We start from the raw sequence: 17,717 nt of genomic DNA, 5'->3' as shown, positions 1-17,717 counted from the left end.
CGCGAAGGACATCTCGATGACTCTCACCGCCCCCCAACCGACCGCCCCGACCCTGCCGGCGGCCCTCGTGGCTCCAGCCGCGGCGGCCCTGCGCCCCGTCCCCTCGGTGTCCGGCGAGGGCGTCCCGGCCGACGGGCCGCGCGCGGCCAGTCACCATGACGTGAGCACCCGAGTGAACGCGGCCACGATGGAGCGGCACTGGCGTCCCAAGCCCTCCGGGGGCGTCGACCCCGCCGGGCACCTGACCCCGGCGCAGATCGACGAGCTGGGTCGCACCTTCGATGCGATGCGCGAGGAGCTGCTCGCGTCGCGGGGCGCGGACGACGCGGCGTACATCCGGAACATCATCACCGTGCAGCGGCGCCTCGAACTGGGCGCGCGCGTCGTGCTGCTGTTCTCGGGGGCACCGCTGGCCTGGATCGCCGGCACGGCGGCCCTGTCGGTGGCCAAGATCCTGGAGAACATGGAGATCGGCCACAACGTGCTGCACGGTCAGTGGGACTGGATGCGCGACCCCAAGATCCACTCCACGACGTGGGAGTGGGACAACGTGGCCACGGCCAAGGGCTGGAAATACACCCACAACCAGCTGCACCACACGTACACGAACGTCATCGGCATGGACAACGACCTGGGCTACGGACTGATCCGGGTCGACCCCGACCAGCCCTGGCACCCCAGCTACCTGCTGCAGCCGATCTCGAACTTCCTCAACGCGGTGATCTTCCAAGAGGGCATCGCGATGTACGACCTCGACCTCGACCGCAACACGCGCCCCGACGTCACCCCCGAGGAGAAGGCCGAGTTCCACGCGAACGTCAAGGCCACGGCCAAGAAGTTCGGGCGGCACGTGTTCCGGGACTACCTGCTCCACCCCGCGCTGTCCGGGCCGAACTTCGTCTCCACCTTCACGGCCAACCTCGTGGCGAACCTGGCCCGCAACATGTGGAGCAACGCCGTCATCATCTGCGGTCACTTCCCCTCCGGGGTGGCGACCTTCAGCAAGGAATCGATCGAGGACGAGACCCGCGGGGAGTGGTACCTCCGCCAGATCCTCGGCTCGGCCAACATCTCGGGCGGCAAGCTCATCCACCTCATGAGCGGGAACCTGAGCCACCAGATCGAGCACCACATGTTCCCGGACGTGCCGAGCAACAAATACATCGAGGTCGCGCCGCGGGTGCGGGCCCTGTGCGACGAATACGGCCTGCACTACGAGACGGGCCCGATGCCCGAGCAGCTCGCCAGCGTGTGGCACAAGGTGTTCGTCTACGCCCTGCCCAACGGCGCCTGGACCGACCTGCGACGCCAGCCGGTGCGCACCCTGGCCAAGGGCGCTCGCTGGGCCGCGCGCGCCACCGCCTCCGCGGTCGCGAGCAAGGCGGGCGAGGTGGCCCAGGCCACCGGCGAGGCGGCGCGGGCCGGCGGCGAGCGGGGCAAGGCCGCGGTCGTCGGGGTGGTCAAGCGCACCCCCGTGGTCGCCGCCTGAGCACGGCAACGGTGGGTATAGCGTCACGGCTATGCCGAAGCCTCCGTTCTTCGTCTTCGTCCACGACCTGGGCCAGACGCCGCTGCAATGGGAGGACGTGGTCATCGCGCTGCCTCCGGGCGTCGGCGCCGCCTGCCCCTGGCTGCGTGGGACGAGGCCGGGCGGTGCCGCGGTGCCGTTTCGCCCCGCCGACGCCGCCGCGAGCCTGCTGACGGCGCTCGACGAGAACGGCGCCGAGACCGGGACGCTCGTGGGCGTGGGAGTGGGGGCCTCCATCGCCCTGCGGTGCGCCGCGGAGGTGCCGGACCGGGTCGACGCGGTGATTGCCGTGTCGACCCCGTTGCACCCCACGCGCCGGCAGTTGGCGGCCCAGCGCACGGCCGTGCGGCTCATGCCCCGCCGGGCGCTCGCCGCCCGCAACGTGGACAAGGACCGCCTGATGGCCGCGTTGCACGGGTTGGCGGAGGATGCGCAGGCGATGCCGCTGGAAGCAGTGCGCGCCCCCGTGACGCTGGTGGTGGGGGCCGGCGATCGGGCCGGGCTGGTGGCCGCCCGCTCGCTCGCCGCGACGCTGCCCCAGGCCGTGATCCGCGAGCTGCCGGGCGTATCGGGCGACCTGCCCCGCGTGGCGGCGGCGCCCCTCGCCGAACTCGTCTTCGCCGGGGTGCCGAGTCTGGACGCGCTCGAGCCCTGGGACCTCTCGTGACCGCCGCCCCCGCGCCCGCCAGCGGTGCACGCGACCACGCCGTACCCCCGGTGGTCGGCCTCCTCGGGGTGGGGCTCGTGGCGCCGGACCAGCCCATCCTCACCGCCGACGACTGGGGCGCGACCCGCGGCGACGGCTGTTTCGACTCGACGCGCGTCGTCACCGACGCCCGCGGCGAGGCCCGCGCGGATCACCTCGTCGACCACCTCGACCGGCTGGCGGCCTCGGCGGCCGCCCTGGACATCGACGCTCCCACCCACGCCGAATGGCTGCGGCTCCTGGAGGAGATGCTGCGGGCCTGGCACACCCCGGGTGAGGCCGTGCTCAAGCTCGTCCTCACCCGGGGCCGGGAATGGAGTCCGGGCCGGCCCACGGCGTACGCGACGATCGTGCACCACGGGGCCGCGCCCGACCCCGACGCGGCCCCCGATGCTGACTCGGCGCCCGATCCGTTCGCCGCCCGGCGGGGCATCTCGGTCGTCACGCTCAGCAAGGGTCATCCCAGCGACGCGTACGCCGCCGCCCCCTGGCTGCTGGGTGGGGTGAAGACGCTCTCGTACGTCGTGAACGTGGCCGCCCAACGCGAGGCGGCCCGCCGGGGCGCCGACGACGTGCTGTTCACCACGACGGACGGGTACTGCCTGGACGGGCCCACATCCGGGCTGATCGTGGTGACCGGCGACCGGCTGCGCACCACCCCCACCGGCGCGACCGGGCTGCTCGGCTCGGTCACGGTGGCGACGATCGTCGACGCGGCGCGGGAAGCCGGGATGAGCGCCGACTACGAACTCATCCCGGTGGCCGAGCTGGAGACCGCCGACGGGCTGTGGCTGGTGAGCAGCGGCCGGGGCGCGGCACCGATCCGCGTGCTCAACGGACGGCCCTGCGCGGTGTCGGCGGAGTTAACTGACAGGATCGCTCGATTCGCCGGGTTCTGATGGCTTCTCATCCGGCGCCCAACCCCTGAGGAAGGAATGACTGTGGCCCTGACCACCGTGAAGATCAACGGCATGACCTGCGCTAACTGCGTCAAGCACGTCACCGAGGAGCTCACCGCCCTGCCGGGGGTGACCGACGTGGCAGTCAGCCTGGTGCCCGACGGGACCTCGACGGCCACCCTGACCTCGGACGCCCCCCTCGCCAGCGAAGCGGTGGCGGCCGCGGTCGACGAGGCGGGCTACACCGTGGTGACGATGGGTTAAGGGCGCTACCGGCCCGGCCAGCTCCAGCGCACGGAGATCTGGCTGGGCGGGAAGTCCTGCCGCGCGACCACGAGCGTCGAACCGCGCAGGGCGGTGCGCTCGTAGCGCGGCTCGGCGGTGAACGGGCCCATGTAGAGCTCCACGGTCTCGGGCAGGTCGTCCGGGCGGAACTCGATGCGGATGAGGCCTTCCCTGGTGTCGGAGAGATAGGCCCGGGAGAACCAGTCCATCGCCGCCTCGCCGCCGATGAGCCGCACCTCGTGCTCCATGACGTGCGCCGAGCCCTCGGGCACCGGGCGTTCCAGCAGCAGCTCGGCGACCGTGACGAGGTGCGCGGGCAGCACCCGGGACCGCCCGAGGCGACACCCGAGGCGCCCGGTGACCACGGCGAGGCGACCCGCCTCGCCGCCGATGCGGGCCATGACCACCCGGTCCACCCCCGGACCCCGCGAGACCACGACGTCGCGGGTCGTATGCCGCACGGGACGCCGGTCGGCGCCCATGACAGGAGGTCGTGCTGGACCACGCGGTCGACGTCGCCGTCCCAGGTCAGCCCCATCTCGGCCACGATCGCGTCGGCGGCCTCCGCGCCGCTGCTCTGCGAGAGCCAGCCGGTGTGGTCCGGGACGCGCACCTCGGGTGGGTCGACGAGCGCACGGCGGGCCGCCTGGGATTCCAGCAACGCGCGCGCGAGGCTGCCGCGCTCGGCGCGAAGGATGACCTCGAGCGTGCCGATGGCGTCGATGGAGGCCCGTCGCACGGGTGCGCTGCGCCCGGTCTGCCAATAGCTGAGGGTTGCGACCGACATCTCGTGGCCCGCCGCGACCAGGTGCGCCCGGACCCGGTCCAGGGCCAGGCCGCGTGCCGCCAACGCCGCGCGGAGCGCCTCGGCGAAGGCGTCGGGGCTGCCCGAGGGCCCCGAGGGCCCCGAGGGCGAGGCGTGGCCGGCCGGCTCGTCGTGGGCAGCCAAGGGCACCGTGGGTTCGACACCCGTGCCCGGGAGCGCGCGCACGCCTCAGTCCTCCGCCGGCCGACGCATCGGTTGGATGAACGACTCCGGCTCCTCCGGCCAGGCCCATCGCATCGCGAAGAGGCCGGGGCCGAAGTCGTGCACCGTAGCCGTGAACTCGTCACCGGTGACGCGCACGGGCTCGTAGGCCGGGTCGTCCGTCGTGGGCCCCACGTAGACCCAGCACTGCGGCGGGTCCGCGGGGCAGAACGACAGCGTCAACGTGGTGGTGCGGATGGGCTCCAGGTGGGTGCGGTCCCAGTCGCGGATCACCACGCCGGGGGTGTCGTGGCGAGCGAGCGTCTGATAGCGGTAGGCCTCGCCGGAGCGCAGCGGCTGATCAAGCATCACCTCGGTGACGGTGAGGGTCTCGGTGAGGACGGTCGCCGTCCGACCGATTCGGCATCCCTCCACCGCGCTCACCTCGATGAGCACGCCAGGGATGTCGGTGCGGTAGCCCACGAGCAGTCGGTCCAGACCATCGCGCGTGGCCATCACGACGGTGTCCACGGAGATGCCGGAGCACTCCCGCGAGGCGTTGACGTGGACGGTCTGTTCTTGGGAGATGGCCTCGTAGCCCTCGTGGAAGCCGATCCCGAAGGCCGCCGTGATGCGGTTGACACCGGTGGGGGCCAGATGCGGACCCACCGGGTGGCTCACCTGGGGGAGCGTTCGCCTCCCCTGCTGAGACGGCAGTTTCGAGGCCAGCGTCCCGCGCGGGACCTGCAGGATGGTCTCCAGCGCTCCCAGCGCCTGCAGCGAGGCCCGCCGCACGGGCACGCTGCGGCCGGTCTGCCAGTACGACAAGGTGGCCACCGACACGTCGTGGCCGTAGGTGACCAGGTGGGCCCGGACGCGGTCCAGGCTCAGGCCGCGAGCGGCGATGGCGTCGCGGAGGGCGTCGGCGAACTGCTGACTACGCACCTCTCCCATCGCTCACCCCCTGACCTAGTTGTCACGACATCGTGACACAGCGTGCCGCCCTGGTGACGACGCTTGCGCGGCATTACTCGGACGTTCGACCACCTTGCGAGATCCGGCCGCCGGCCGAGGTTGCGGCCAGCGGAGGGGACCGTCGCTGAGCGGCCGGCAACCGCGCCGGGTGGCGTGGCGCGTGTTGGCCCCCGCCTCGACGTACGGGCCGGTCTGCGAACGTGCAACGACGTACGTCGTGCGTAGGCTGGCCAGATGGCGCGCTATCTCGACGTGCATCCCCGCAATCCCCAGGAGCGCCTCATCCGGCAGGCGGTCGACGTGCTGCGGGAGGGGGGCCTCGTCGCGTATCCGACGGACTCCGGCTACGCCCTGGGAAGCCGGCTCGACAACGCCGAGGGGCGGGACCGGATCGTGGCGATCCGGCGGCTGGGCAACCAGCACCACTTCGCGCTGATGTGCGCGGACTTCGCCCAGCTGGGGCAGTTCGTGCACGTGAGCAATGCCGTGTTCCGGGCCGTGAAGGCGGCCACGCCGGGGCCGTACACGTTCGTGCTGCCGGCCACCCCGGAGGTGCCCCGCCGCCTGATGCATCCGAAGAAACACACGGTGGGGGTGCGGATCAGCGCCGACTCGCTCGTTCAGGCGCTGCTCACGGAGCTCGGCGAGGCGATGCTCACGACCACCCTGATCCTGCCGGGCCAGGACGCGCCCATGACCGACGGCTGGGAGGTCAAGGAGGCCCTCGATCACGCGGTCGACGTCGTCATCGACACCGGCGAGTGCGGGATCGAGCCGACCACGGTCATCGACCTGTCCAGCGGGGTGGCCGAGGTGCTGCGGTACGGCGCGGGCGACGCGGCACCCTTCGAGGAGGAGTAGCCGCGCGCGACGAGGGCCCCGCCGGGTGGCGGGGCCCTCGTGACGTGGACTCCCACCCGGACCCGAGAGTGGACATCGGGGGCGGGCGGGGGGCTTGGGGGACTTCAGTTGTCGACGACCGTCAGGACGGGCCAGGCGTTCGGGGCGAAGACCGTGCGGTCGACGACCTCGCCCTCCTCGGCGGTGTCCCGGTGCGCCACCAGCAGGGCCGACGTCGCGCTGTCGCGGGCCACAGCCTTGGCCAAGGCGACCGCCACGGCCTCCTTGGTGGTGTGCGTCCGGTCGAACCCGGGCTGCTCCGGCGTCGTGGTCTCGCCAAGCAGTCCCTCCTCGATCACGAAGTAGCGCGGGTTGTTGCGCCGCGGGTCGTGGATCGAGAGTTTGAGCACGCGCACCCGCGATCCGTCGGTGGCCTGGAATTCGATGCGCATGCCACGGGAATCGGCTGCCCGGGAACGGAGCTGAGCCGAATCGGGACATTCCTCGACGGACGACCGAGGGCCTCGACTCGGCCGCTGCGGCGCCGAATGTCGTCCTGTCCGGGCCCCGCTCGTTCCGCGGTTATCGTGAGGTTAACGACCTCCGGCGCGCAGGCGTACGGGAGGGAGCCCGGCAACGGGCCGCCAAACAGGAGAGACAGTGACGACGCAACCCGGAGGTTCTGGCCAGCCGACCCGTCGCCGGGGATCACGCCCGGTGCGCCGGGTGCTCACCTGGCTGGGGGCCACGGCGTTCCTGCTGGCGGTGGCGGTGCTGGGCTATGCGGTCTTCGAGTACCACAGCCTCGACAGCAACCTGCAGCGCTCCGACATCCTGGGCAAGATCCACCCCGACCAGCCCACGGAGCGGGGGCTCGCGTCCGACACCAACATCCTCATCATGGGCCTGGACAGCCGGCTCGACCTGCAGGGCAATCCGTTGCCGCAGGAGATGTACGACGCCATGCACACCGGCGACAGCTCCATCGGCGGCATGAACTCGAACGTCATGATGATCCTGCACATCCCCGCCGACGGCCGCCAGGCGACGGTCATGCAGATTCCTCGGGACGACTTCGTCGAGTACGCGGATTGCTACGACGCCCCGGCGGCCGGGCGGCGCTGCGACGGCAAGATCAAGGAGGCGTACGACCACGCCTTCGAGGCGAAGAAGGCCACGCTGGCCGGCGACCCTGCCATGAGCGAGCAGGAAAAGCACCGGCAGGCTCGGGACGCGGGGCGCGCGGCCCAAATGCTCACCGTCGAGAAGTTCCTCGGCAACGGGATCCGGTTCGATCACTGGATCGAGGTGACAATGGTGGCGTTCTACCAGATTGCCCAACAAGTGCAGCCGATCACGGTGTGCCTGAAGAACGACACCAAGGACAGCTTCTCGGGTGCGGACTTCAAGGCCGGCAAGCAGGAGATCGACGCGCAACAGGCGATTCGCTTCGTGCGACAGCGGCGCGATCAACTCGGCGACGAGTCCTTCAGTGATCTGGATCGGGAGCGGCGGCAACAGGCCTTCATCGCGTCGCTGATGTACCAGCTCAAGCAGCGCGGGACCTTCGCCAATCCGGCGCGGTTGAACGGGCTGGTCGATGTCGCGACCAAGAACGTCGCCGTCGACAAGGACCTCAACATCCTCGAATTCGCTGGGCAGGCCAAGCAGCTCTCCGACGGCAAGGTGACGTTCTACACCCTCCCCATCGAGGGGTACTTCACCGATCAATACGGGGGCTATGCCAACAAGGTCGACGTCCCCCGCATCCAGGCGACCGTGAAGAAGCTGCTCGACCCCGGCCAGTCCGCGTCCACGCCGCAGCCGACGACCACAACGAGCGGCGCCAAGCCGACCGTTACCGTCGTCAACGCCTCCGGCGTGCAGGGCCTCGCCGGGCGGGTGCTCACGGGACTGGTCGGTGCCGGCTACGGCCGCGGTGGCGATCCGGCCACGGCGGTGGCCCCGGAGGCGGGGACGATGGTCGAATACCCCGCCGGCCAGACCGAGGCGGCCGCGCAGCTCGCTACGCTGCTCGGTGGCAACGTCACCACGGTCGAGTCGTCCGAGGTCTCCTCGGGTTCCCTGCGGGTGACCCTCGGCACGGGCTATCAGGTGCCGGCGGGCTTCGGAACGGCGTCGCAGTCGCCGGGCGCGGCGGCATCCCCGGGGGGCCCGTCGACCCCCGTGACCCCGTCCACGTCGGCGACCCCGCTGTCGCCGACGACCGTGGGAACCGGCGGGCCCAACGAGGACACCTCGTTTACCACCTTGACCGCGCTGACAGGAGGCTCCATCCCGTGCGTGAAGTGAGGCCAGCATGACCGATGCCCGCCAACGGATCGCTTATCAGGGAGAGCCCGGCTGCAACGGCCACCTCGCCTGCCGGGAGATGTACCCGGGTTGGGAGGCCGTCCCCTCCGCCAGCTTCGAGGACGCGTTTGCCGAGGTCACCGGGGGTGCCGCGGAGCTGGCGATGATCCCCATCGACAACTCGCTCGCCGGCCGCGTCGCCGACATTCACAACCTGCTGCCGTCGGCCGGCCTGCACATCGTGGGCGAGCATTTCCTGCGGATCCGCTTCGACCTCCTCGGCGTGCCGGGCGCCACCATCGAGGGCGCGCGCACCGTGCACAGCCACATCCACGCGCTGGGGCAATGTCGCCGGCTGATCAGTCGGCACGGCCTGCGTCCCGTCATCGCCGGCGACACGGCGGGCTCGGCCCGCGAGGTCCGCGACTGGGGCGACCCGACCCGGCTCTCGATCGCGCCGCGCGGCGCGGCGGAGCTCTACGGCCTGGAGATCCTGGCCGCCGACGTGGAAGACGACCCCACCAACACCACGCGGTTCATCGTCCTGGCCCGCGAGGGACGCTTCCCCTCGCGGGCCGAGCTGCGGGGCCCCGCCATGACGAGCTTCGTCTTCCGCGTCCGCAACATCCCGGCCGCGCTCTACAAAGCCCTCGGGGGGTTCGCCACCAATGGCGTGAACATGACCAAGCTGGAGAGCTATATGGTCGGCGACCAATTCGCCGCCACGATGTTCATGGCCGAGGTCGAGGGGCACCCAGAGGACCGATCCCTGGCGCTGGCCCTGGAGGAGCTGGGCTTCTTCACGACCGAATTCCGGATGCTCGGGGTGTATCCCGCGCACGCGTTCCGCCGTCGGGCGAACGTCCTGGACGATTGACAAACAGGAATCCGTAACAATTTGCGGCGCGGCCGTTGGCCAGCGGCGGTTCCCTACTTACGATGAGCCGGTGGCCACCGAGCACGAACGTCAGCCCCTCGCGCCGGATTCGGCGCCCGCAGAACGCTCGGAGGCCCTGCTCACCCGGCGTATGCGGCGGGCCGACCATACCCGCCGCGCGGCCCCGAACCGCCGCCCCTGGCGGGCGTCGCGGGGAGGGCCCGCGCCCCGGCCGGCCCTCGGCGGGGCAGAACAGATGGTCGGATCGGTGCCGCACGTGAATCGGGATGGCAGGTTGTCGGAGGCCGTGGTCGAACGCGCCGGGGCCACGCTCGTCGGCGCGCTCGCCGTGCTCGCCGTGGCCGGCTCGCTGGCCTGGGCCGACGGCGGCGACGACACGGCGCGGACGGTGGCGGCGCTCACCGGCTGGGGAGCGCCGGCCTTCGCCCTGCTCGCGGGCTACCGCTGGACCGCCGGTCTGCCGCTGAGGCAGGCGATGGGCGAGCTCTGGCGGGCGCTGCTGCGACCGTACGTCGGGTGGCTGGCGATGCTCGGCCTGCCCGTGCTGGCCTGGGAATCGGCCTCCGCGGGGACCGTGGCGCGGGAGCGGGCTCGGTCCCTGGCGTGGGGCGGCCTCGCGCTGACGCCGCCCCTCTGGGGCCTGTGGCTGGTGGGGGGTCTGATCGTGGCGCTCGCCCTCGCGCGCTGCGCCGTTGCCTGGCTGGACGTCGACCTCGGGTGGCTCCTGCCGACGGCGCTCGCGCTGACGTACGGCGGACCGCTGCTCGTGGGGCTGCCGGCCGCGATGGGCCTGGGCGGCACGCTGCTCAGCTGGGTCGCCCTGGGCAGACTCCTGCGGCTCCTGCGGCCTCGCCTCGCGAGCCCGGCGCGCGGCACCCTGATCGGCGCCGTGCTGGCGCTCGGGGGCGGGGTGGCGACCCTGTCGTTCGCGGGTCCGGTCGACGTCCGCTCGGGATCGGGCGGCCCCGCCGTCCTCGGCCCCCTGGCGTCGGGGGCGATGGTGGCCGGCCTCGTCGTGCTGGCAGAGCATCTGGCCGGCTCACGGCGGGTGGCGCGCGCCGCGGTGGGTCGGCTCGCCGCCGCCGACCGCCTCCTGCTCGTCGCGCTGATCGCGCTCGGCATCGGCCCGGCCATCGCCGCGGCCCTCGGGCACGGCGGCACCCCCGGGCTCGCGATGGCGGCCGCGCTGGGCGGCGCGGTGGCGACGGCCGCTCTGGTCGCGCTGCTGCCCCGGTCGTCCTGGCTGACGGGAATCGCCCCGGACCCGAGGGGTGGCGGGCGCCACGTGCGTCGGCGGACGGGCGTGCGCGTTCCGGCCAGCGGAACGGGCGATGCGGCCGTGCCGCGGTTCTGAGACGGTGCGGCAGCCCGCGTTGCCGTCCCCGCCTGCGGCCTTTCGTCTGGCCGAAGTTCGCGGCGAACTTGGGGGAGACGAGAACCTGAACGACCGCTACAGTCACGGCCATGACTGCGCAGGCGAACACTGACAAGATCGTTATTCTCGACGGCGCCCGGACGCCGATCGGCACCTTCGGCGGAATCTTCAAGGATGTCGACGGCTACGAACTCGGCGCGCACGCCGTCGTCGAGGCCATCAAGCGCTCCGGTGTCAACAACGAAGACATCGGCGAGGTCGTCATGGGCTGCATCGGGCAGGTCGGCCCGGACGCCTACAACGCCCGCCGCGTTGCCCTCAAGGCCGGACTCCCCGAGAACACCCCCGCTTTCACCGTCAACCGACTCTGCGGCTCCGGCCTGCAGGCCATCTGGTGCGCGGCGCAGGAGCTGCGTTGGGGCGGCATCGACTTCGCCATCGGTGGCGGCAACGAGTCGATGACCCGGATGCCCTACTACGACTTCACCGCGCGCCGCGGTTACAAGCTCGGCGACGGCAAGCTCATGGACGGCACCGTCATGATGCTCACTGACCCGTTCACCGGCGCCCACATGGGCATCACCGCGGAGAACGTCGCCGAGAAGTACGGCGTGAGCCGCCAGGAGCAGGACGAGTTCGCGCTGCAGAGCCAGCAGCGTGCCGCCAGCGAGAAGGCCAAGGCGGCCTTCGCCGAGGAGATCGTCCCGGTCGAGGTCGGCGGCCGCAAGCCGTTCACGGCGAGCGAGGACGAGCACCCCAAGCCCAACACCACGATGGAGACCCTGGGCAAGCTCCGCCCCGCCTTCAAGAAGGACGGCACGGTCACCGCGGGCAACGCCTCCGGCGTCAACGACGGCGGCGCGGCCGTGGTCCTGACCCGCGAGTCGGTCGCCAAGGAGCGGGGCCTCAAGCCGCTGGTCAGCATCGAGGCCGTCGTCACCGCCGCGAACGAGCCGAGCCTGATGGGCTACGCCCCGACGTACGCCCTGAAGAAGCTCTTCGAGCAGACCGGCACCTCGCCCGCGAGCATCGACGTCGTCGAGCTCAACGAGGCGTTCGCCGCCCAGGCCGTCGCCGTCATGCGCGACGCGGGGCTGGACAACGAGAAGACCAACCCGTACGGCGGCGCCATCGCCCTCGGCCACCCCGTGGGCTGCACTGCGGCCGCGCTGACCGTCCGCATCATGAAGGACATGGTTCGCCGCGACCTGGAGACCGGCGTCGTCTCCATGTGCATCGGTGGCGGTCAGGCCCTCGCGGCCCTCTTCAAGCGGTACGACGGCTGATCCTCGGTCGGGCCGGCCGTAGTCGGCTGCGCGGCGTCGCGCGGGTGCGAGACTGCACCTCGTGACGCTGCGCATCGGCTACAAGGCCTCTGCCGAACAGTTCGGCCCCGCCGAGCTGGCCCGCTATGCGGTGCTGGCCGAGCAGGTCGGACTGGACTCGGTCTTCGTCTCCGATCACGTGCAACCTTGGCGGGAGCGCGGCGGGCATGCGCCCGCGGCGCTCCCGCTGTCGTCGTTCATTGCGGCCCGCACCGAGCGCGTCGTGCTCGGGACGAGCGTGCTGACCCCCACGTTCCGCTACCACCCCGGCGTCATCGCCCAGGAGGTCGCCACGCTCGCCGGCCTGGCCCCGGGCCGGGTCGTGCTCGGCGTCGGCACGGGGGAGGCACTCAATGAAGAGGTCATGGGCGCGGTGGCGGGCGGGTGGCCGAAGTTCGGCGAGCGGATGGGTCGCCTCGCGCAGGCCGTCGACCTGATGCGCCGGCTCTGGGCCGGCGAACGCGTCACGGCGGAGCCGGATCCGTCCGGCGCCCCGCCGTACTGGCCGGTGCGGGGGCTGCGGCTCTATGACCTGCCCGACGCCCCCGTGCCGATCTGGGTGGCCGGCGGCGGCCCGAAGATCGCCGCGTTCGCCGGCCGGGTCGGCGACGGCTTCATCGCCACCTCCGGCAAGGGCCGCGAGCTATACGCCGACGAGCTGCTGCCCGCCGTCGCGAACGGTCTCGCCGACCGCGGTGAGGCGGTCGCGCCGGCCCCGGCGTACGAACGGATGCTCGAACTCAAGCTGTCCTACGATCCCGACCCCGCGCGGGCCCTGGAGAACTGCCGGTTCTGGGCGCCGCTCTCGCTCCCCGCGGAGACCAAGCACTCCCTCGGCGACGCCGCCGCCATGGAGGCGGCGGCCGACGAGCTGCCGATCGAGCAGGTGGCGAAGCGCTGGATCGTGGCAAGCGAACCGGAGCAGGTGGTGGCGGCGGCCCGGGAGTACGTCGACATGGGGTTCACCCACCTGGTCGTGCACGGCCCCGGCCCCGACCAGGAGCGCTTCCTGCGGACCTTCGCGGCCGACGTCATGCCGGGCCTGCGTGGGCTCGGGGCGACGCCGTGAGCGGGCCCGCCGCCGACCCCGCGGACGGCTGGGCGGGGATGACCTTCGCGGAGCTGATGACCTACGAGCAGCGGGTCCGCGCCGAGACGGCCACGCCGGTGCCCGAATGGGCGACCCGCGGCAGCGCCGTCGGCGGCCAGTCCTATGCCCGGCTGGTCGAGGCCCTGCGCAGCACCCGCGACGCGATCGCGGACGCCCGCCTGGACGAGGCCGCCTGCGCCTACCTCTCGGAGCGGCTCGACGAGGTGACGGCCTACGTGGGGCAGCTGCGTGCGCAGCCCGGCGAGCGGGTCTGGGCCAACCGGTTCGACCTCACCGCCCGCGGGTCCTCGCTGCCGCCGGCCATGGACGACCTGCGGATCGATCCGGTGCACGGTCGCGTGCGGGCGCGGGTGTCGTTCGGGACGTCGTACGCCGGCGCCGGCGAGGCCGCCCATGGCGGGGCGGTCGCGCTGCTGTTCGACGAGATGCTCGGCCTGTGCGCCAACGCCGGGCGGCCGGCATCGCGCACGGCGTACCTGCACGTCGACTACCGCGCCATCGCCCCCCTGAACGTGCCCTTGGTGGCCCGGGCGCGGATCGACCGGGTGGAGGGCCGCAAGCGTTGGGTGTCGGGCGAACTGTGCCGCAGCGACGCCCCGCAGCAGGCGGTGGCCGAGTCCGAGGGGCTCTTCGTGGAGCTGCGGCCCTGGCACGCGTGAGCTCGGGGATCCTCTCGGCGTGACCGGTGGGCGATCATGCGCCCTTCCGCTCGCCGACCGCTCGGCGCGCAGGGCAGTCTGGGCGCATGACGAAGGACAAACCGGGTGGTCCGCTCGCGGGTCTGCGCGTGGTCGAGATGGCGGGGATCGGCCCGGCGCCGTACGCCTGCCTGATCCTGGCGGAGCTGGGCGCCGACGTCCTGCGCATCGACCGGCCGGGGGGCACCGGCCCGCTCGCCGGGGTGACCGGCGGGTTGAACCGGTCCCGGCCGTGCGCGGCGGTGGACCTCAAGCACCCGGACGGCGCCGAGGTGGTGTTGGCGCTGGTCGACCAGGCGGACGTCCTCGTCGAGGGGCTGCGGCCGGGCGTGATGGAACGCCTGGGTCTGGGCCCCGAGGCGTGCCTGGCACGCAACCCGCGCCTGATCTACGGGCGCATGACCGGGTGGGGCCAGCGCGGCCCCCGCGCGCACGAGGTGGGCCACGACATCACGTACGCCGCCCTCACGGGCGCGCTGCATGCGGTCGGCCCGGCCGACGCGCCCCTGCCCCCGATCAACCTCGTCGCCGATTTCGGCGGCGGGTCGATGTTCTTGCTGGTGGGCATCCTGTCGGCGCTGCACGCCCGGGAGCGCACCGGCGCGGGCCAGGTCATCGACGCCGCGATGGTCGACGGCGCCGCGAGCCTGATGACGATGGTCTACACGCTGCTCGGGCAGGGCCAGTGGACGGACGCGCGGGCCGCCAACCTGCTCGATGGCGGGTGCCCCTACTACCGGACCTACCGGTGTGCCGACGGCGAATTCGTCGCTGTGGGGGCGTTGGAGCCCGCGTTCTTCGCCGAGCTGATCGAGGGGCTGGGGCTGGCCGGCCGCGAGGTCGGCGGCCAGCGGCTGCCCGCGGGCCAGGACGACCGCCGGTCCTGGCCGGAGCTGGAGCGGCTGATCGGGGAGGCGTTCGCGGCGCGGCGCCGGGACGAGTGGGCGGCGACCTTCGCGGGGACGCAGGCCTGCGTGGCGCCCGTGCGCACGCTGCGGGAGGCGGCGAACGATCCGCACCTGGCGGCCCGCGGGGTGTTCGCGACCGTCGGCGGGATCCCGCAGCCGCGGGTCGCGCCGCGGTTCTCCGCCACTCCGGAACTCGACCCGAGCCCGCCGCGCCAGAGCGGTCAGGACACCATCGAGTCGCTCGGCGCGTGGGGCTTCCCGCCCGAGAAGATCGACGCGCTGCTGGCCGCGGGCGTGGTCGTACAGAAGTAGCTGCCGACGCGGGTGGCCTCCGCTCGCGGCCGCCAACGCGGGTGGTCGCCGGCAGTGCGGCGGGACGGCGGCCGGGGCGGGCCTCGCTTCGCGGGCGCCTCAGTTGGCGACGGGCTGGGCGGGGGTGTAGCCGCCGGGGTAGGCGCTGAGCTCCCGCTGCAGGGTCGCCTCGCGCCGGGTCAGGGCGAGCGCCATCCGCAGCCGGGTGTCGACGTCCTTGGCCTCCAGCAGCCGCTGCCGGTCGGCGCGCTCCATCATGACGTGCCGCATCGCCTGGTGGGACAGCTCGACCGGGTCGTCGGGCAGCATCACGTCGGCCAGGCGCAGCTCCGCGCGGTACGCCGTGACCGCGGCACGGAGCCGCTTGGTCAGGGCCATCACCAGCTCGGTGTCGCGGATCCGCTCGGGTAGCCAGGTGACATAGGCGGCAAGGTACGGCGTGCGGCGCCCCTCGACCAGCGCGTCCAGCCGGAAGCGCCGGGTACCCTCGGCGACCACGTCGTACGAGCCGTCGTTCCGCTCGCTCACCTCGACCAACCGGGCCGCCGACCCGACGTCGTGCAGGGCGACCGCGTTGCCGTCGCCGACCTCGTGACCGGCGCGGATGCCGATGACGCCGAACTCCGCCAGGCCCGCTTCGCGGCGCACCCGGAGCAGGTCTCGCAGGAGCACGACGTACCGTCGCTCGAACACCCGCAGCGGCAGCCGCTCGCTGGGCGCGAGCACCGCGCCCAGCGGGAAGAGCGGCAGGGTGGGCATGGCCACACTGTAGGCCGCGCCGAGGCCTGCCCGCTCCCGCCCCGCCGGGTGGGTGCTTCCGAGCGGCCCCCGCGCGAACCCCGGCCGAACCGCGCCCGGCCCCCGCCCGATTGGCCCGGTTCGGAACGGGTAGGGGCCGACCATGAGCACTCCCGGTCACGACCCCCACGGCCCGCAGGATCGCCTCCCGGGCGAGAGCCCGTACGACGGCCCGCCGCCCGCCGCGGGATACCCCGGCGGCATCCAGGACCAGCCGTACGACGAGCCGGCGCCGCGCGGCCGCTGGAGCGCGTTCCCGTTCCCGAACTACACCACCCGCACCCGCGGGGGCTCGCAGGTGACGGTCGGCGGCTGCTGTCTGCCGCTGCCGATCGGGTGCCTGACGGTGCTGGCGGGCGCCGCCGTGGCCGCCGTCGCCGCCCACCGCCGCGGCTGAGGCCTCAGCCGGTCCAGTACGTCGGGTTGGGCGTGCCCGTCGATCCCGGCACCGATCCGGTGGGAACGGGTACGCCGGGAGGGGTGGCGCCGGGGACCGTCCGGGCGGGTGACGTCGCGGTCGGCGCCGACGGCCGGACGCTGACGGTGGAGCGTGTCGGGGTCGGCCGCGGCGGCTCCGGGGTCTCGGCGTTCGAGCGCTGGTAGAAGAAGGCGATCGCGCCGAGCAGGAGCAGCGCCGCGAGGACGGTGGCCACGATCTTGGGCACGCTGTAGGGCCGCTCGCCGACCACGTGCCCGTCGTGGGCGTTGATGTAGACCGTGTAGGTCTTGCCGGCGTACAGGTAGCCGGCCACCCACACCGGCAGCAGCATGAGCTTGAAGGTCAGGTCCCAGTAGCGGGTGTCCATGTCGTGCACCTGCTGCACGTCACCGCCGATGTCGGCACGGACGTCGCCGTCGATCACCCCCCGCATGCGCTCTTTGGCGGTGCCCAGCCCCGCCGCGGGTTCGATGTCGTAGCGCAGCGTGCTGTAGCCCGACAGGAACGCCCGCTGAAACGGCTCGGCGCCGGTCAGCGACCAGGGCTCGAGCTTGCTGACCTCGTCCGGCGCGAGGCGGGACGAGCCGATGACCAGCACGTCGTCGAAGCCGCGGGCCACCGTGCCGGAGGCGGGCCACCACCGGGTGTGCTGCACCATCCGGGTCTGGGTCTTGCCCTGGCCGTCCGTGTAGGTCTCGGTCGTGTAGTAGTAGTCGCCCCGCATGCCCGTGTAGTGCGTCTCGGTCTGCGCGTCGTACGTCCAGTGCGGCACATAGGTGCCGTTGATCCGTTCCGCCGAGCTGACCCTCTTCAGCCCGTTCGGGGCGAACCAACGCGAACCGGTCCAGGCCCGCATCGCCGCCGTGGCCTGGGCATTCGTCAGCGTGAACGGGACGATGCCCTCGGGCACGATCTGTTCGCTCGGGTCCACGGCGATGACGATGGGCGCCGAACAGAACGGGCAGGCCAGCGACAGGTCGTCGGTGGTGACGTTGGCCGCGCAGCGCGGGCAGGCGACGACGTGCGGGCCGGTGACCCCGGTGGGCTTGTCCGGGCTGTTCAGCCATTCCTCGTAGCCGTGCTCGTCGATCGCCCCGTCGCCGTCGCTGTCGGCCTGTCCGGCCTGCGGGACCGGCTGTTCCGCCCCGCAGTACGGGCAGCTCAGCGACATCGTCCCCGGCAGGTAGCGCAGTTGCGCGCCACACGAGCGGCACGCGAACGTGTGCGCGCCCTGCTGCGGACGTGTCGACGTCGCCGGCGACGGGGGCGGTGGCGGGGGTAGGGGTCCGGCGGGTGCCGGATCCGGTACGTCGGGTGGGCCGGCCGCCGGCGGCATGGCC

The 17,717-nt window shown here is 72.6% G+C and carries 17 protein-coding genes and 1 pseudogene; 13 read left to right on the top strand and 5 right to left on the bottom strand.

Going from position 1 to position 17,717, the window contains the following annotated elements; translation table 11 throughout:
* Nucleotides 1–16: 16 nt before the first annotated feature.
* The 4 genes and pseudogenes from IPK37_05205 to IPK37_05190 all read left to right on the top strand — a co-directional run bounded on the left by IPK37_05205 (nucleotide 17) and on the right by IPK37_05190 (nucleotide 3,397).
* A complete protein-coding gene (locus tag IPK37_05205) occupies nucleotides 17–1,489 on the top strand; it encodes an acyl-CoA desaturase (GenBank protein QQS01807.1) in 1,473 nt (490 codons plus the stop codon).
* Nucleotides 1,446–2,195: pseudogene (locus IPK37_05200) on the top strand (alpha/beta fold hydrolase). Before IPK37_05205 ends, IPK37_05200 begins: the two are co-directional and overlap by 44 nt.
* 50 nt (nucleotides 2,196–2,245) lie before the next feature.
* Complete coding sequence (locus IPK37_05195; GenBank protein QQS02683.1) at nucleotides 2,246–3,133, top strand: aminodeoxychorismate lyase; 888 nt, start codon at nucleotides 2,246–2,248, stop codon at nucleotides 3,131–3,133.
* 36 nt (nucleotides 3,134–3,169) lie between these two features.
* Complete coding sequence (locus tag IPK37_05190) at nucleotides 3,170–3,397, top strand: heavy-metal-associated domain-containing protein (protein ID QQS01806.1); 228 nt, start codon at nucleotides 3,170–3,172, stop codon at nucleotides 3,395–3,397.
* 5 nt (nucleotides 3,398–3,402) lie between these two features.
* Here the strand turns inward: IPK37_05190 and IPK37_05185 are convergent, their stop codons facing one another.
* Both IPK37_05185 and IPK37_05180 read right to left on the bottom strand, forming a co-directional pair.
* Entirely contained in the window at nucleotides 3,403–3,900 is a 498-nt protein-coding gene (locus IPK37_05185) for a hypothetical protein (GenBank protein QQS01805.1), read from the bottom strand.
* Between the two features lie 512 nt (nucleotides 3,901–4,412).
* Nucleotides 4,413–5,339, bottom strand: coding sequence for a helix-turn-helix domain-containing protein (locus tag IPK37_05180; GenBank protein QQS01804.1), 927 nt, complete (start codon nucleotides 5,337–5,339; stop codon nucleotides 4,413–4,415).
* 255 nt (nucleotides 5,340–5,594) lie between these two features.
* Here IPK37_05180 and IPK37_05175 point away from each other — a divergent pair, with 255 nt between their 5' ends.
* Nucleotides 5,595–6,221: a threonylcarbamoyl-AMP synthase gene (locus IPK37_05175; protein QQS01803.1), complete on the top strand. Its 627-nt coding sequence runs from the start codon at nucleotides 5,595–5,597 to the stop codon at nucleotides 6,219–6,221.
* Between the two features lie 104 nt (nucleotides 6,222–6,325).
* Here IPK37_05175 and IPK37_05170 read toward each other — a convergent pair whose 3' ends face one another.
* Entirely contained in the window at nucleotides 6,326–6,652 is a 327-nt protein-coding gene (locus IPK37_05170; GenBank protein QQS01802.1) for a hypothetical protein, read from the bottom strand.
* Between the two features lie 265 nt (nucleotides 6,653–6,917).
* On the opposite strand from IPK37_05170, the gene IPK37_05165 reads away from it, so the two are divergent.
* The 7 genes from IPK37_05165 (at nucleotide 6,918) to IPK37_05135 (ending at nucleotide 15,140) form a co-directional block, all read left to right on the top strand.
* Nucleotides 6,918–8,513, top strand: coding sequence for an LCP family protein (locus tag IPK37_05165; protein QQS01801.1), 1,596 nt, complete (start codon nucleotides 6,918–6,920; stop codon nucleotides 8,511–8,513).
* Nucleotides 8,514–8,520: 7 nt separating this feature from the next.
* The gene (locus IPK37_05160; GenBank protein QQS01800.1) at nucleotides 8,521–9,390 is read left to right on the top strand and encodes a prephenate dehydratase; all 870 of its coding nucleotides are present in this window, start codon (nucleotides 8,521–8,523) and stop codon (nucleotides 9,388–9,390) included.
* 307 nt (nucleotides 9,391–9,697) lie between these two features.
* The gene (locus IPK37_05155) at nucleotides 9,698–10,765 is read left to right on the top strand and encodes a hypothetical protein (GenBank protein ID QQS01799.1); all 1,068 of its coding nucleotides are present in this window, start codon (nucleotides 9,698–9,700) and stop codon (nucleotides 10,763–10,765) included.
* A gap of 110 nt (nucleotides 10,766–10,875) precedes the next feature.
* Entirely contained in the window at nucleotides 10,876–12,072 is a 1,197-nt protein-coding gene (locus tag IPK37_05150) for a thiolase family protein (protein ID QQS01798.1), read from the top strand.
* A 61-nt stretch (nucleotides 12,073–12,133) separates the two neighbouring features.
* Nucleotides 12,134–13,180 carry a glucose-6-phosphate dehydrogenase (coenzyme-F420) gene (fgd, locus tag IPK37_05145; GenBank protein QQS01797.1) on the top strand — a complete coding sequence of 349 codons (1,047 nt, stop codon included), beginning with the start codon at nucleotides 12,134–12,136 and terminating at the stop codon, nucleotides 13,178–13,180.
* Nucleotides 13,177–13,881, top strand: coding sequence for a PaaI family thioesterase (locus IPK37_05140; GenBank protein QQS01796.1), 705 nt, complete (start codon nucleotides 13,177–13,179; stop codon nucleotides 13,879–13,881). Before fgd ends, IPK37_05140 begins: the two co-directional genes overlap by 4 nt.
* A gap of 86 nt (nucleotides 13,882–13,967) precedes the next feature.
* A complete protein-coding gene (locus IPK37_05135; protein ID QQS01795.1) occupies nucleotides 13,968–15,140 on the top strand; it encodes a CoA transferase in 1,173 nt (390 codons plus the stop codon).
* A gap of 99 nt (nucleotides 15,141–15,239) precedes the next feature.
* On the opposite strand, the gene IPK37_05130 is transcribed toward IPK37_05135, so the two are convergent.
* Nucleotides 15,240–15,899: an LON peptidase substrate-binding domain-containing protein gene (locus IPK37_05130; protein QQS01794.1), complete on the bottom strand. Its 660-nt coding sequence runs from the start codon at nucleotides 15,897–15,899 to the stop codon at nucleotides 15,240–15,242.
* Between the two features lie 142 nt (nucleotides 15,900–16,041).
* Between IPK37_05130 and IPK37_05125 the strand changes: the two genes are divergently transcribed.
* Complete coding sequence (locus IPK37_05125) at nucleotides 16,042–16,335, top strand: hypothetical protein (GenBank protein QQS01793.1); 294 nt, start codon at nucleotides 16,042–16,044, stop codon at nucleotides 16,333–16,335.
* 4 nt (nucleotides 16,336–16,339) lie between these two features.
* On the opposite strand, the gene IPK37_05120 is transcribed toward IPK37_05125, so the two are convergent.
* Nucleotides 16,340–17,713, bottom strand: a complete 1,374-nt coding sequence (locus IPK37_05120) for a hypothetical protein (protein ID QQS01792.1) — start codon at nucleotides 17,711–17,713, stop codon at nucleotides 16,340–16,342.
* Nucleotides 17,714–17,717 lie beyond the last annotated feature (4 nt).

Origin of the sequence: Austwickia sp., from assembly GCA_016699675.1 — a bacterium.
GTDB lineage: Bacteria > Actinomycetota > Actinomycetes > Actinomycetales > Dermatophilaceae > Austwickia.
Note: the sequence above shows the minus strand (reverse complement) of the source record. Positions and strands in the feature narration are given on the sequence as shown.